This is a genomic window from Vallitalea guaymasensis (genome assembly GCF_018141425.1).
GTDB lineage: Bacteria > Bacillota > Clostridia > Lachnospirales > Vallitaleaceae > Vallitalea > Vallitalea guaymasensis.
Window position 1 is genome coordinate 2,323,707 of record NZ_CP058561.1, and the last position, 14,681, is coordinate 2,338,387.

Here is a 14,681-nt window from a genome sequence, read left to right on the forward strand (position 1 = left end):
TATTAATTAGCTTTATTCATCTTGGATATCTTAAGATTAAATATGGTGAATATAAGGATAATAGCAAATAGTATATATGCTGCTGCTGATGCTACTCCAAATTCATTTCCTCCAAAACCTCTTTCATATATGAATCCAACTATTGTATACAGAGATCTTCCTGGACTTCCTTGTAATCCTCCCAAGATATATGTTTCTGAAAAACGCTTCAATGCGCCAATCCAACCCATTACAACAAAAAAGGCAAATGTTCCTGTCATATTTGGTATAGTGATGAACCACCATTGTTTAAATCTATTAGCTCCATCAATAGATGAACTTTCATAAATATCATTTGGTATAGCCTGTAGATTCGCTAAGCTAATTATTATAATAAAACCTAGTTGATGCCAAACAGATAAAATAATTACTCCCCATCTTGCTGTTGTTGAATCTGCCAGCCATGTAGAAGTAGGAAGACCCAAACTACTTAATAAAGTATTTAGAAGTCCCATGTCTGGATGTAGAACATAAAGAAAAACCATAGCTGCTGCTACAATGGATGTAACATAAGGTATAAAAAATATTACCTTAAAGAAATTCTTGAACCATTTCATTTGATTGATTATTGAAGCAATAATAAATCCAAGTGGTATAGAAATAAGTAATTGAAAAAAACCGATATAAAACGTATTTCGTACCGCTTGCCAAAACCCTGCGTTCTTGAATACATATATATAGTTATCAATACCTGCCCATTTTTCAATGGTTCCATTTGACCTGAAAAAACTTAATCGGAATGATTCCATAACTGGATAAGCCATAAATAAAGCTAAGCCCAGAAAACTAGGGAGTAGAAATAAATACCATACCAACTGTGTGTTTTTGTTTTTCTTCTTCATTTTAACCATACTCCTTTTTTGTGCTTTAGATAAATTACCTAAGTACCTCTTATGATAATTTTTTGTAGAAATACATTTAAATATTACATGATATCGATACCATATAATATATTCAATATTACCTGTTTGAATACAGGCCATAAAATAATTAGTACATTATCAACAAATAAGTTTTACATTAACATATTAAACTATGAATTTTTACATTGCCACTAACTTAGATATTGGGTTATATGTATACTATTTATGATAATATTATATGATACCGATTTCAGATTGTCAATAGTTATACGGATAAATATTTTCTTGTATGCAAATTACTACGTATAAGAAGCATTTTTAAGGGATATATTTATTATGTTTTTATAAAAAACTTGTTCTTTTTCTATGCTTATTGTGTTTTTTTCATATATTGGTTTCCATTCTTTTTCAGCTTTAGCTTGAAAGTTCGTATTTCATATGGTTTAATCTGGAAATGAAAACTCATATTATTGATTGGAATATTTTCCAATTCTTTTTCCATCATATTACACTCAATTACCTCATTCAATTCACTAAAGAACTTGATGGTAACTTCACATCGTCTGTTATAGCACTCATACAGTCTAATAATGATATAATCACTGTCTTCAGCTTTCTTTATGGTTTCAATAATAACATTTTCCTGATCTACTTGTATCATTGATAATTCCCTTGGAAGAAACCCTTCATGTGCTTGTTCTAGCCTTGTATATAATGGTGTATTTAGATTATATGCCATTTGAACTGTATTTCCGTATTTCCAGTTCCCTACATGAGGATATAAGGAATACACAAATCTGTGTTCTCCTTGATCTGCTTCCTGTGGTTCTATCCCTGATTTCAATAGTGTCAAACGCATATCGCTGTCTTTTATATCATAACCATATTTGCAATCGTTTAACAAACTGATTCCATAGGCATCTTCTGATAGATCAGCCCATTTATGTGCACATACCTCAAATTGTGCAGCATCCCATGAAGTATTATTATGAGTTACTCTCTCTACATTTCCGAATTGTATATCATAAGTAGCTTTATCCCCTTGTATATCTACAGGAAATGCGGCTTTTAGGAGAAGCTGGTTTTCTTTCCAGTCAATATATGTATCAAAATCAATTCTAGGAATATTGCTGTAAATATATATTGTCTGAATTATGGTAGAATCCAGGAATTTTTTATGGATTTTCAACCCACCCCTAACAGGTCCCTCTTCTACAATTTCCACCTTTGTAACTTCATCAATCTCCCACATTTTCTCTTTATAATAGATGTCTATATCCCAGTTATCATATTTCATAGGTTTATCTTCAAATACTTGTAATTGATTTCCTCTTTTACCTTGTCTCAGTATCTCACGATTATTGACCTTATCATAAATAGATGTAATTGTACCTTTGCCATCAATTGCAATTGAAAAGTATTTATTACTTAGCTTTGAAGCTTTTACAATCAACTGATCAATATGAGTATTTTTTTCATGGTCATTCCTGATATTAAATGCTTTATATCCTTTAGATGGTATTTTTTCTGAAAAAAATACAGCTTTTGGTTTATCTATATCTTCAATAATCTGACATGGTATAATATTGCCCATTTCATCTTCTATGCATGGATTTTCATACCCTTCTGGTATATCAAAAACAGCTATGTCCGATCTATCATAAGACAAAGTATTATATACAACAATTGATGTGTTTTCTAATTTAATATTTTCTGAAATTTTTTTCAGACCTTCTTCAGCTAATATATTACCTTCTTGCAATACTGTTTCATACTGTCTATGGGAATCTTCGTATACTTCTCTTATAGAAGTACCAGGTAATATATCATGAAATTGGTTCAGCAGGATTGTTTCCCAATTTTCATTGATTTTTTGCTGAGGATATTTATTACCAAAGTTCATGGATAAAGAGTATAAAAATTCTATATCCTGATAAAGAAGCTCACTTTTACGGTTATACCATTTATTCTTAGCCATAGAAGTATATGTTCCACGGTGGTATTCCAGATATAATTCCCCTACCCATTTAGGCAGCAGTTCCCCTTCATGGAATTTTTCATCCAATCCTTTGAAATAATCACCTGCTTTTCCTATCTCCACCTTTGGACAACCAGGAATACCTTTATTCATTCTACGACCAGTTTCTAGCATTTCTATTGTAGCTCCGCCGCCGCCATCACCAAAACCGAATGCAACAAGTATGTCATTATTGATGTTCTTTTGCTGATATCTATCCCATCCACCCATGATTGCACCAGGATGAATAAATCCATTATAGGTTGTGTAATATGTTTCAGGGTCATAGTAAGGATTACGGGTAGATATAAAATATGTCATTATCTCACTACCATCGATCCCTCTCCACATGAAGGTATCATTAGGTAATTTATTGAATTGATTCCAATTTATTTTAGTAGTGGTAAAATACTGTATTTCTGATCTTTTTAGAATTTGTGGAAGAGCTGCGCTATATCCAAATACATCTGGTAGCCAAAGAATTTCATTTTCAACATCAAATTCTTTCTTGAAAAATCTTTTGCCAAACATGATCTGTCTTATTAGGGATTCTCCTGATGAGATATTGCAATCTGCCTCTAACCACATTGAACCTTCAGGTTCCCATCTGCCTTCTTCTATCCTTTTTCTAATTTTTTCATATATCTCTGGGTGATCTTCTTTAATGTATTTATAGAGCTGAGGTTGACTTGACATGAATGTATATTCAGGATATTCTTCCATAAGTTTCAGTACCGTCGAAAAACTACGTGTAACTTTTTCCCTTGTCTGTTTTAATGTCCAAAGCCAAGCCACATCTATATGTGTATGCCCTACACAAGTAGCTATTACATCTTCGTGACCGCACATTTTATTATATAATTCTTGTTCAATGAATTGGTTTGCTTGATTGATTGATTTGAAAAATAAATCTGATAAAGGTTTTCTTAAGTCAATTAAATTGATTGTTTGATTTAGAACTGTTAGTATATCAATACGTCTTTTGTCATCTTGTTGAAGGTTTTCTGTAACCCATATGGGTACTTGAATATTGTAGTACAGCTTTCTTACGGATTCGTCTATGACAACCAATTCTCCAAAAAGCTCACTGGTTATTTTTTCTTTGCCACTGCTATAGGCATGAAGGTCTATTTGATATTCCTGTCCTGCATGAGCCTTATCTGTAATACTTACTTCTCTATGGTTAATATCCAGCCCTTGTATAAGCATTTTATCCACATATAGGATGAACTGTGGGTTATAGACATCCCAGCCATCATTATCAACGGATAATGGTTTTGGCTCGCCGGTATAGAAACATAGTCCAACTTTTTTTCCTGCAAAATCCTCTGGAATCTCAACTTTTGTCCTGAACCAGAAATGGGAATCTATCCCTCCCCAAAAATCTCCCCGATTGAATTCCTGCCACTTGGTTTCTGCTTTTTCTACCTGTTCGATGTTTTTGTAATTTCCTTTTTTCATTAGATATTTGTCTATATTGATTCTTTTTGAATATATGTATTTCTTTAGTTCTTGGGTTATTTTCTTTAATCTTTCCAAAGTTATATCCATGTATTATTCCTCCCAGTCGAATTCCCATAAGGATGTACCTCATAACTTTATCAAGTACATCCCTATGTCAACTATTTAATAAAAATTTGCTGTCAACCCACTTGATGAATTCTCGATACCTGCTTCGTATAGATGTGATGTATCTCCAAACCCAATACATCTAGGAACTGCCCATTCTTTTGATCTTTCCTCAAACAAGATAGTTGTTACGGAAGTTGGTGAAATCCAAAAACTAGCCCAAAAAATAGTAAGAGGTATATTCAATAACTGAGAAATCCACGTTCTTCCAAAAGCTCCATGACAAAAAATAGCTATCTTTTCTTCATTTGGATTCAATAGACGATATTTTGTATCTTGTCTTTCATATCCTAATTCTTTTAAGAACTTATCGGATTCTTCCTTTATCTCATCGTACTTATTTTTGATATTGACTTCTTTTATTATAGGTAATTCATGCCAATTCTTATGAGTCAAATAAGATATATCATCAAAAATTATTTCTCCTGGTAAGTTCCAAGCCGGCAATCTGCCTATTCTCTCATCTTCAACTTGCATTTTAGATAATTCCCTAGTCCAATCAAGTATTACAGGCTTGATACCTAGCAGCTCAGAAGTATATTCCATAGTTGCAACAGCCCTACCTAATGGTGAACAATAAATCTGAGTAATACCTTCCTTTTGAAGCTTTTTAGCTAATGCTTTTGCTTGTCTATGCCCTTCCTCAGTTATTGTATCGTTCTCATAATCTGGTTCTGCATGACGAATAATATATAATCTCATAATATTCTCCTTTCACATATTTAATTTTTCACTTCTAAAAGCAAATATTATGGTATCGTTTCCAATACGCATAATATTTAACTAATTAATTTTAAAAATTCTTTATTTACTTATATTATATGGAATCGCTTCCATATTGTCAATAACTTCATCGTAAGTTTAGAACAGAAAAGTGAATTATTAATATTTTACAAAACATCAATATTCATTATAGAATTATACTTTTTTACAACTATCTCTAACAACTAATTCATGATTAACAATTACTTCATTAACCAATGTCTGTTGTTTATTTATCTTTTGAATAAGCATCTCAACAGCCATTGTACCCATTTCTTTTATTGGTTGCTCCATAGAAGTTAATCTTGGACGTACAATATCAACCACAGCTGTGCCATCAAAACCTATTACCGATATATCATCTGGTACCTTCAATCCATTATCCTTAATACAATTGATTGCTCCCACAGCCATATCATCACTGGCAGCAAAAACTGCTGTTGGAAGTTTTTTGCATTTTAGGATTTTATTCATTATAGAATACCCATCTTGTAAACTGTAATTACCAAATTCAACATATTCTTCAACTAATGGTATTTTATTGTTTTTTAATGCATTTCTATAACCATTGTATCTCTCTTGTCCAGAAGTGATATCTCGTCTATCTCCCCCAATGAAAGCTATCCTCTTGTGACCTAGACTGGTTAGATATTCAGCAGCATCATAAGCCGCTTGATAATTATTTACAACTATAGCTATATGCTTTTGATTACTAGGTTTAGCACTTGCAAAAACAATAGGTATATTGATGCTTTCTAAAAAGTCTCTAGTTTTATCATCTATCTTTTCATTGGTTATTATGATACCGTCTACTCTCATCTCTTTGAAAATATTTAGATATTTATATTGTTTATCTAGATTTTCAGCCATATTACAAACTATGATATTATAATTATTCTTACTTGCTGTCTCTTCTATTTTGCTCAAAATAATTGAATTGACACTAGCCGTAATATTAGGAACTATGACAGCTAATAAATTGGTCTTTTTCAATACTAAACTTCTAGCTATAAAACTAGGCGAATAGTTCAGTTCTTCTATGGCTTTTTTAACTTTTTCTTTTAATTCATCACTGACATATTTTCCATCATTTAGAACTCTAGATACTGTTGTAACTGAAACACCTGCTTTTTTTGCTACATCTTTTATCTTTACAGCCATTTATTCTCCTCCTATCCCCTAATATTTTTTTCACTATATTATGAAATTTTATCATAAATTGAACTGTTGTTCAATATAGTACCTTGTTTAGGTCAAAATAAAATCTTTTTTTGACATACTTATATATATATTGAACTTATAAAAATGGGTGTATATACGTTTAAGTCCAATATATATAATTTAATCAAAATTTATTCTTTATATTTAGTAAAAGTTTCCTGCTAATCCAGTAAATGAACATTCAATTCCAGCTTCATATAAATGAGATGTATCTCCAAATCCTATACATCTAGGTACAGCCCATTCCTCTGATCTTTCCTCGAATAGGATAGTTGTCACAGAAGATGTTTTAATAAAAAAGCTTGCCCAGAACATAGGTAATGGAATATTAAGTAAATGGGCAATCCATGTTCGTCCAAACCCTCCATGACAGAAAACAGCTACTTTCTCTGTATTAGAGTTCAATATACGATATTTGTTCCCAACTCTCTCATATCCTAATTGCTTTAGAAACATATCTGACTCTTCTTGTATTTCAGTAAATTTTTCTCTAGCTTTTACATCTTTTATTATCGGTAGATTATGCCAATCTTCCAGGGTCAAGTAAGATGATTCTTCAAAAATTACTTCTCCAGGTAAATTCCAAGCTGGACAATCTTCTATATTGTCATTAGTTATTGGCATTCTTGGTATTTCCTGGGTCCATTCAAGTATTTCTGGTTTAATCTTCATTAAATCAGCAGTATACTTCATTGTATCAATGGCTCTACCTAATGGTGAGCAATATATCTTAGTGATACCTTCTTTGTCAAGCTTTCTAGCTAAAGCTTTTGCTTGTTCATGACCATATTCCGTAATGGTATGATTCTTGTAATCTGGTTCTGCATGACGAATAATATATAATCTCATCTTTTCACCTTCCCGTATTAATTGTATAGATTAAATCCCCTTGCATATTACCACTTCAATAATTGTTCTTCATATATTTTCTTGATTGATACCAATACAACTACGATACCAACAATCTCTGCTAAAACAAATGAAACCCATACTCCGTCCAAACCAAATAATTTACCCAAAATGAACGCTCCAGGCAATAATACCACTAATTGTCTTAGGATTGAAACAATCATACTGATATATGCTTTTCCCATCCCTTGAAATGCAGTACCACACATTATGGAAACTGCGGCCAGAGGAAATACATAGCTGATAATCCTAAATGCTGGAACTCCAATTTTCATCATTTCATCTGAACTGTCAAACAGCTCTAACAGCTGTGCGGGTATTATTTGGAATACCAAGAATCCTAGTGTCATATACACAACTGCAGCGATAATACCAAGTTTCAAAGCTTTCATTAATCGCTTTCTATTCTTAGATCCATAATTATATCCAATTATAGGCATGACTCCTTGAGACAATCCAAAAACAGGCATAAATATAAGTGATTGAAGCTTATAGTAAACTCCTAGAACCGTAACTGAAGCCTCTCCAAATCCTGCAAGAATCAAATTCAATCCAGTAACCATGACTGAGCCTATTGCCTGCATTATTGTAGCTGGTAATCCAACCTGCATTATTCCTTTTAGAATCTTACTATCATATTTGAATGTTCTGAGATTCAATTTTACACTATTTTGCTTAGTAAATAGAACTATCAATATATAGACCATAGATAAAATTTGAGCTGATATAGTAGCAATGGCCGCTCCTTTAACTCCTAATGCTGGAAATCCCAAATATCCAAATATAAGGATTGGGTCTAAAATAATATTGAATACAGCTCCACATAACTGTGATATCATTGGATGAATCATATTACCGCTACCTTGTAGGATACTTGTTCCTGCTTGAGCCAGTAATCTACCAAATGAGAATATCATTATTATCTTTATGTATTCAGTTCCTAAGTTAATGATATTTTGACTATCTGTAAATAATGTGAAGAAACTGTTGGCAAACAAGATACCAATTAATAAAATGATTACATATAAAACTATACATAGAAGTATACCATGTTCAGCCGCATTAGATGCTGCTTCATGATCTTGTTCCCCTAATTTCCTTGATATAAGTGAATTAATTCCTATTCCAAGCCCCACAAAGCAAGCAATTATTATTAATTGTATAGGAAATGCTAGTGATACAGCTGTTAATGCATCATCACTTACTCTTGAAACAAATACACTATCTACTATATTATATAATGCTTGGACTAACATAGATAATATTGCTGGTATTGACATGGAAACCATAAGCTTAGATACTTTCATAGTACCCATCTTGTTCTCTTTAGTATTATTATTCATTGCGACGACTTTTCCTTTCAGTATGGCTATATTATAAACAAAGCAAATACTATTTTTTTATTCTGTAAAATTCAGTTTAGTAGTTTTAGATAGAAATGTCAACTATGTTTTTAACAACTTCCAGTTTACTTATTTATAATTAACAGGGTTCCCAGAACAAACATTAAGACAATAACTATTTTATGTAATATTACACTATTTATTTTCTGGAACATGCTCAACCCAAGCAGATTTCCAATACTAGTACCTATTCCTCCAAATAGCGCAAAAATTATTATTTCCTTATTGATATTTCCATATACAATATGCATAACTACAATCATCATTGATCTAATTAAGAAACTGAATTCTAGAGTTGCTTTGTAGGACAACCTGTTTTTGATTCCGTATAAGTAATATACGACCAAAGGTGGTCCACCAACATTGAACATTCCGCTCATAATTCCACTTAATGAACCTGCTATAATTCCATTTTTTACATTAGTCTTGATTTTTATTTCTTTTCTACTTTTTATAAATAGGAAAATGGAAATAGAGACTATAGTGATTCCAAGAATTCTTTTTAATATATTTTCATTTCCAAAGACCAACAGACGCACTCCAATAGGTACAAGTGCTAATGAAGATATTAGAGGTACCATGGCTATTTTGTAATCAATATGTTTTCTGAACTTAAAGACAACATAAGTACCCATAAAAAAGGTTTGCATACCTGTTACTATGGCTGCCACTTTTAGAGGCATGATAAAGGGAAGAAAAAACATAACAAACATTGCAAAACCGAATCCTGATAAACCTTGAATTAAACTGCCGCCGAAACAAATCATTAAAGTCAATATTTTTTCTGTCATAAGGTTCTCTCCGTATTTTAGTATTTATAGTGTTATTATTGTTTTTTAGTTATTACTATTATACTAAAATATATCATGTTTTGACCTTTTTGGCAAAAAGGTTAATGTGAGATTTAATATTGTACCAGTAGGTCGGAAAGAATGTTTTGTTCTGACGTGGGTTTTGCAAAATAGTATATGTATATGTTTCGCCAGCGGAATTGCTCGTCCTGAGCAAACAGCTGGGTTCGGCGTCCTGCCTCACTACTCAACATATACATATACTATTTTGCTTGTAGTCCCCTTCAATTTTAATCACAAAATATTATTTCCTCTTTGAGAATTATTGTTGGCTATTTCATACTTTATATAGAAGCAAATTCATCTAGCAATCCTACATCCCACAAAAGCTGTAGTACTGTATATCTTGCTCTTAGTTCTTTAGCTATCTTTATGCTGTCTGAGACTGTGGTGGAATCTACTTCTACTTGGTTTGGGGTTATGGTGGCTCCTACTTTAAGGAGTATGGCTTTTAGTTCTTCTGTAGGGGGGATGATATCTTTTATTGTGTCAATTATTTCGTCCCAGTTTTGGTTTATTTTTTGTATTCTTATTTTATGTTCTTCTTTGGAATTTTTGTTGGTTTTTTGTTCTAGTTTAATAACGTCATTGGCGGCGTGTTTATATTTTTGTTTTATATTTTTAACCCAGTCATTGTAGTCAAATTCCTCTGCGTGTTTTAGTGCTTTTTCAAAGTCTAGATTGGTGTTGGTAAGCATTTCGTATAGTTTGGCAATGATAAGGGTGGCTATACCTACTTTTGTGCCATGGAGTACTGCTTCTTTGCCCTGGAATAGAAACATCATTTCCCAGTAGTGAGATAGGTGATGTTCGGCGCCTGAAGCTGGTCTTGAATTTCCTACGAAACTCATAGCAATACCAGATAGTATCAGGCCTTCAGTTAGATTTTTTATGGCGATTGTATCTCTATTTTTAATGCCTTCTATATCTTTAACACATCTGTGTATAGATTCTTTTACTAGGTCTACGACGCTTTCACAATAGTATTCATCGTTTATTATTGAACTTATTTTCCAGTCACACAGACATGTATATTTACCTAATATATCTCCTAATCCAGCAGTTATCATTTCCATAGGAGCTTTTTTTATTATATTTATATCTGCTATTATGGCTTTTGGTGAATTGACTTCGTATGTGGTTTTTAGGTTATTTACTATTAGGGGTGATACAGTTGAGGCGTATCCATCCATAGATGGTGCTGTAGCTACAATAAAATATGGAATATGTATCTTATAACTTACGAATTTTGACAAATCATTCAGAGTACCAGAACCTACTGTTATCATCAGGTCTATATTATCATCAATATTAGTTAGAAGTCTTCCTACAGCTTGTTCATCAGGTACTAATTGATTGGTTTCTTCAAAAACATAGGACGTACAACTGATTTGGCTATCTTTTAATATTTTTTCTACGGTTTCTCCTAGTACTTTATAAGTATTGGAGTCTGAAACGATTAGTATATTCTTATAGCCGTATTTATTAATGAGTTTTGGTAATTCAAGGGTTACATTTTCCCCTATTAGTATTTCTTCAATAGATGTTCTGTGTACTTTATTACAATTGCATTTAAAGCTTTTGTTAAGAAAATCCTCAATCTTGAATGTTTTAAAGTCCATGATTTGCCCTCCATTGTAAGATTATTATACTTCATATTTTTATTTTCTTTATAACTCTATTTTACATATTTATTCAAAAAAATGAAAGAGCTTTTACCCTTTCATTTTTATAAGTTTAATCCTATAATGGATTCTTATTTACTTAATATATTCTCTTTTATATGTTTTAGTGTATTGATTTTATTTGTTGTTATTGAATATACTCCTAGTTCTATATATTTTTCCATGTCACATTCATTATCTATAGTCCAGACTGCTACTGGTAAAAATCTGGAATGGAAGTACTTGATTATTTCCTCATTGCAATATTTGTAGTCAATATTTATTCCACAACAAGACATGGAATTGGCTTCATTACAAATTTCTTCTATTATTGATTGTTGATTAAAATCTTCTTCGCTTAATGAATTGGTATCTACATTTAGTAGATATTGGAATTGTGGATAGTTATTATATAGATATATTGCTTTTTCTTTTTTGCAACCAGAAAGGATTACATGATTATTCATTTTTTCATAATTTACCAGTGCTGCTATGGAATCAATGGCATCTAATGATTTTATATCCAAGTTAAGTACTATATTATATTGTTGTGCTATATCTAATGCTTCCAATAATGTTACCATCTTATTGTTGATATGTTTTTCTAGGTCTTCAAAAGTGGTTTCATTAACTTGTATTTGTTCATCCTGTATAGTATTTATTGAAGGATCATGAATTAATATTGGCACACCGTCTTTTGTGGCTCTTACATCGACTTCAATAATATCTGCACCTGTTTCTATTCCTTTCATTATTGATTCAATTGAATTTGGTACTGTATTCATACAACCTGCATGTGCTGTAATTAGTGGTAATCTGCTCATTTTTCTCCTCCTAGAAGATGTTTGTCTATTATTAATATAATTATATGGAATCGATTCCAGATTGTCAATATGCATTTGGTTTACTGTACAGGTAAGTCAGAAAAAATATTTTGTTCTGACTTGGTTTTTGCAAAATAATATATGTATATGTTTCGCCAGCTACTTGCTCGTCCTGAGCAAAAAGCTGGGTTCGGCGTCCTGCCTCACTACTTCACATATACATATATTATTTTGCTTGAAGTAATCTTGGATATAATCACAAAACATTTTTTCTTCTAGTTGACATAACTACTGGCTATTTATGATTTTTGGCATAACGAAATAACTTTTTAACGAGCGACTTTTACGCTTGTTGCCATCCTTTAAAACAGATAGAAGCAACAAACATAACAAGAGTGTATTATCATTATATATGATTTCAATATACGACCGTTGTCTGTTTAATACTTTGTCGACAGTCTAAATTGGGCTTTACGCTCAATACATATGAACTTTTATTATTACATATTTTTCTCTGCAATCTTAGCTAATGGACTACGTTCTACTCTCTTAAGTGCTACGTGCCCTGTTATATTAAAGGATTTCATCTTTTCTACGGTATATACTAAGCCATTGGATTTTGAATCTATGTAGTTATTATCAATCTGGTTATCACTTGGGTCTCCCAAAAATACAAATTTGGAATGTTCTCCTGCTCTAGTTAACATAAGTTTAGCTAAATGGGGGGTCATTTCCTGTGCCTCATCTACTATAATCAAGGAATTAGTGAATGTCCTTCCTCTCATGTAGGTAAAGGTCTTGGTCTCTATTACCCCTCTTTGGCGAAATTGCTCTATAAAATCCTCTACAGTGAAAGTCGGTTTTCCTCCATTGTTCTTATTGGTTTCTTTTATATCAGATAAATTCTCTATAGCATCATAGAAACTTCCCATCCAAGGTTTCAGTTTTTCCCGTTCTGTACCTGGAAGATAACCTATATCATTTCCTGCTGCTATTACTGGTCTAACAAATACTATTTTCCTATATTTATTAGTTTCTATTACATTTTGCAAAGCTGTAGCTGTTGCAAGAATTGTTTTTCCTGATCCTGCCCCACCTATAATTGTTACAAAATGTATATCCGGGTTCATAAGTAATTCAAATGCCATCTTTTGCTCTCTATTGATTGGGTTCAGCCCCCAGGCATTTTCATTGGCATGTATAAGTGGAACTATTTTATTTCCGTCATATCTGGCTAATATTTCGTGAGAAACTTGGTCCTTACTTTTAATATGGAAAAATTCATTAGGGTATATTTCCTCTTGTAGATCAGGAACTTCTAATCCTCCATCAAATATTTTGTTAATGTCTTTTGACAATAATTCAATCTCGGTATAACCTTTATAGATAGTATCAATGTCAATACGGTCACTTTGATAATCTTCTACTTCAATTCCTAATGACCTAGCTTTTATAGCCATATATAAGTCTTTTGTAACTAATATTATCCGACTACTATCATTGACTTTTTTTAGGCTTAATACAATAGCTAATATTCTTGAGTCATTTTTATTGGTATCAAAGCCATTAGGAAGAATGTCTATATCCATATGATTCAATTCTACACGCAAAACACTTTTGTTGGGTAATCTTATTCCTTTTTCTATGTCTCCCTTTTCCATTAATAACTTAATCTCTTTTGCTACCATTCTAGCATGGAATCCAACTAATCCTTCTCTTCTTTTTAGATTATCCAGTTCTTCTATGCAAAGTAAGGGTATGATTATATTGTTACCTTCAAAATTATGCATGAATTCAGGATCATGAATCATTACATTAGTATCAATTATATAGTTTTTAACCGTATAATTTCCTCCCTTCAAAAATACCATTAATGTCATGGGGACGTTTCCCTCGTCATGTTCTCAAGTCATTCTTATGATAATAATATTCTATTCCGGTATACTATCTTTTATGTCCTTAACAATTTCTTCCAGATTTTTGTCATCACAATCAATAACTATATTTGCATATTTTTCATAGAGTTCAACTCTTTGGTCATAGACATCTTTCAATGTATGTCCTTTTGCCATGGCTATGCCTCTAGTAGTTATATTATTGACTCTTCTTTCAATTTCTTCATAAGAAACTTTTAGATAGATTATATCTCCCAGTTTCTTTAGATGTTTCATTGTTTCGTTTCTAAAAATTACGCTTCCACCAGTTGCTATAATAGATTTTGATACATCTATACTTAGAACCGCTTCTTTTTCTACATCTAGAAATCTTTCCATTCCAATATCATCAATGATCTCTTGCAACAACCTGTTTTCTCTTTTTTGTATGACCAAATCAGAATCAATGAAAGTAAATCCCAAAGTTTTGGCTAATACCACACCGATTGTACTTTTTCCTGCTCCTGGCATACCAATTAATACCATGTTTTTCATCTTATGCTTCCTCTCATATGATAGTATAATATTATGTTTTCTATATAATATAAATTAATTAATCTTTTAA

General features: G+C 31.9%; 11 protein-coding genes. All 11 read right to left on the reverse strand.

The window, feature by feature from the left end:
• Nucleotides 1–2: 2 nt before the first annotated feature.
• Nucleotides 3–881 (reverse strand): carbohydrate ABC transporter permease, encoded by an 879-nt coding sequence (locus HYG85_RS10285; RefSeq protein ID WP_212693390.1) that lies wholly within the window; start codon nucleotides 879–881, stop codon nucleotides 3–5.
• A 391-nt stretch (nucleotides 882–1,272) separates the two neighbouring features.
• Entirely contained in the window at nucleotides 1,273–4,470 is a 3,198-nt protein-coding gene (locus tag HYG85_RS10290) for an alpha-mannosidase (RefSeq protein WP_212693391.1), read from the reverse strand.
• 75 nt (nucleotides 4,471–4,545) lie between these two features.
• A complete protein-coding gene (locus tag HYG85_RS10295) occupies nucleotides 4,546–5,250 on the reverse strand; it encodes a histidine phosphatase family protein (RefSeq protein WP_212693392.1) in 705 nt (234 codons plus the stop codon).
• A gap of 216 nt (nucleotides 5,251–5,466) precedes the next feature.
• On the reverse strand, nucleotides 5,467–6,471 hold the full coding sequence (locus HYG85_RS10300; RefSeq protein ID WP_113672887.1) for a LacI family DNA-binding transcriptional regulator: 1,005 nt from the start codon (nucleotides 6,469–6,471) through the stop codon (nucleotides 5,467–5,469).
• A gap of 204 nt (nucleotides 6,472–6,675) precedes the next feature.
• Nucleotides 6,676–7,380: a histidine phosphatase family protein gene (locus tag HYG85_RS10305; RefSeq protein ID WP_113672888.1), complete on the reverse strand. Its 705-nt coding sequence runs from the start codon at nucleotides 7,378–7,380 to the stop codon at nucleotides 6,676–6,678.
• 47 nt (nucleotides 7,381–7,427) lie between these two features.
• Nucleotides 7,428–8,783, reverse strand: a complete 1,356-nt coding sequence (locus tag HYG85_RS10310) for an MATE family efflux transporter (RefSeq protein ID WP_113672889.1) — start codon at nucleotides 8,781–8,783, stop codon at nucleotides 7,428–7,430.
• A 125-nt stretch (nucleotides 8,784–8,908) separates the two neighbouring features.
• On the reverse strand, nucleotides 8,909–9,634 hold the full coding sequence (locus HYG85_RS10315) for a sulfite exporter TauE/SafE family protein (RefSeq protein WP_212693393.1): 726 nt from the start codon (nucleotides 9,632–9,634) through the stop codon (nucleotides 8,909–8,911).
• A 344-nt stretch (nucleotides 9,635–9,978) separates the two neighbouring features.
• Nucleotides 9,979–11,316 carry a sn-glycerol-1-phosphate dehydrogenase gene (locus tag HYG85_RS10320; protein ID WP_212693394.1) on the reverse strand — a complete coding sequence of 446 codons (1,338 nt, stop codon included), beginning with the start codon at nucleotides 11,314–11,316 and terminating at the stop codon, nucleotides 9,979–9,981.
• 134 nt (nucleotides 11,317–11,450) lie between these two features.
• Entirely contained in the window at nucleotides 11,451–12,182 is a 732-nt protein-coding gene (locus tag HYG85_RS10325) for a glycerophosphodiester phosphodiesterase (RefSeq protein WP_212693395.1), read from the reverse strand.
• Between the two features lie 500 nt (nucleotides 12,183–12,682).
• Entirely contained in the window at nucleotides 12,683–14,062 is a 1,380-nt protein-coding gene (locus HYG85_RS10330) for a PhoH family protein (protein ID WP_244971308.1), read from the reverse strand.
• Between the two features lie 51 nt (nucleotides 14,063–14,113).
• Nucleotides 14,114–14,611, reverse strand: a complete 498-nt coding sequence (locus tag HYG85_RS10335) for a shikimate kinase (RefSeq protein WP_212693396.1) — start codon at nucleotides 14,609–14,611, stop codon at nucleotides 14,114–14,116.
• Between the last annotated feature and the right edge of the window lie 70 nt (nucleotides 14,612–14,681).

Bases quoted from the DNA above. Each gene is read 5' to 3' on its own strand.
- HYG85_RS10305 (WP_113672888.1), bottom strand. From the start codon at position 7,380: ATGAGATTATATATTATTCGTCATGCAGAACCAGATTACAAGAATCAT.
- HYG85_RS10290 (WP_212693391.1), bottom strand. From the start codon at position 4,470: ATGGATATAACTTTGGAAAGATTAAAGAAAATAACCCAAGAACTAAAG.
- HYG85_RS10300 (WP_113672887.1), bottom strand. From the start codon at position 6,471: ATGGCTGTAAAGATAAAAGATGTAGCAAAAAAAGCAGGTGTTTCAGTT.
- HYG85_RS10320 (WP_212693394.1), bottom strand. From the start codon at position 11,316: ATGGACTTTAAAACATTCAAGATTGAGGATTTTCTTAACAAAAGCTTT.
- HYG85_RS10310 (WP_113672889.1), bottom strand. From the start codon at position 8,783: ATGAATAATAATACTAAAGAGAACAAGATGGGTACTATGAAAGTATCT.
- HYG85_RS10325 (WP_212693395.1), bottom strand. From the start codon at position 12,182: ATGAGCAGATTACCACTAATTACAGCACATGCAGGTTGTATGAATACA.
- HYG85_RS10285 (WP_212693390.1), bottom strand. From the start codon at position 881: ATGAAGAAGAAAAACAAAAACACACAGTTGGTATGGTATTTATTTCTA.
- HYG85_RS10295 (WP_212693392.1), bottom strand. From the start codon at position 5,250: ATGAGATTATATATTATTCGTCATGCAGAACCAGATTATGAGAACGAT.
- HYG85_RS10330 (WP_244971308.1), bottom strand. From the start codon at position 14,062: ATGACATTAATGGTATTTTTGAAGGGAGGAAATTATACGGTTAAAAAC.
- HYG85_RS10335 (WP_212693396.1), bottom strand. From the start codon at position 14,611: ATGAAAAACATGGTATTAATTGGTATGCCAGGAGCAGGAAAAAGTACA.
- HYG85_RS10315 (WP_212693393.1), bottom strand. From the start codon at position 9,634: ATGACAGAAAAAATATTGACTTTAATGATTTGTTTCGGCGGCAGTTTA.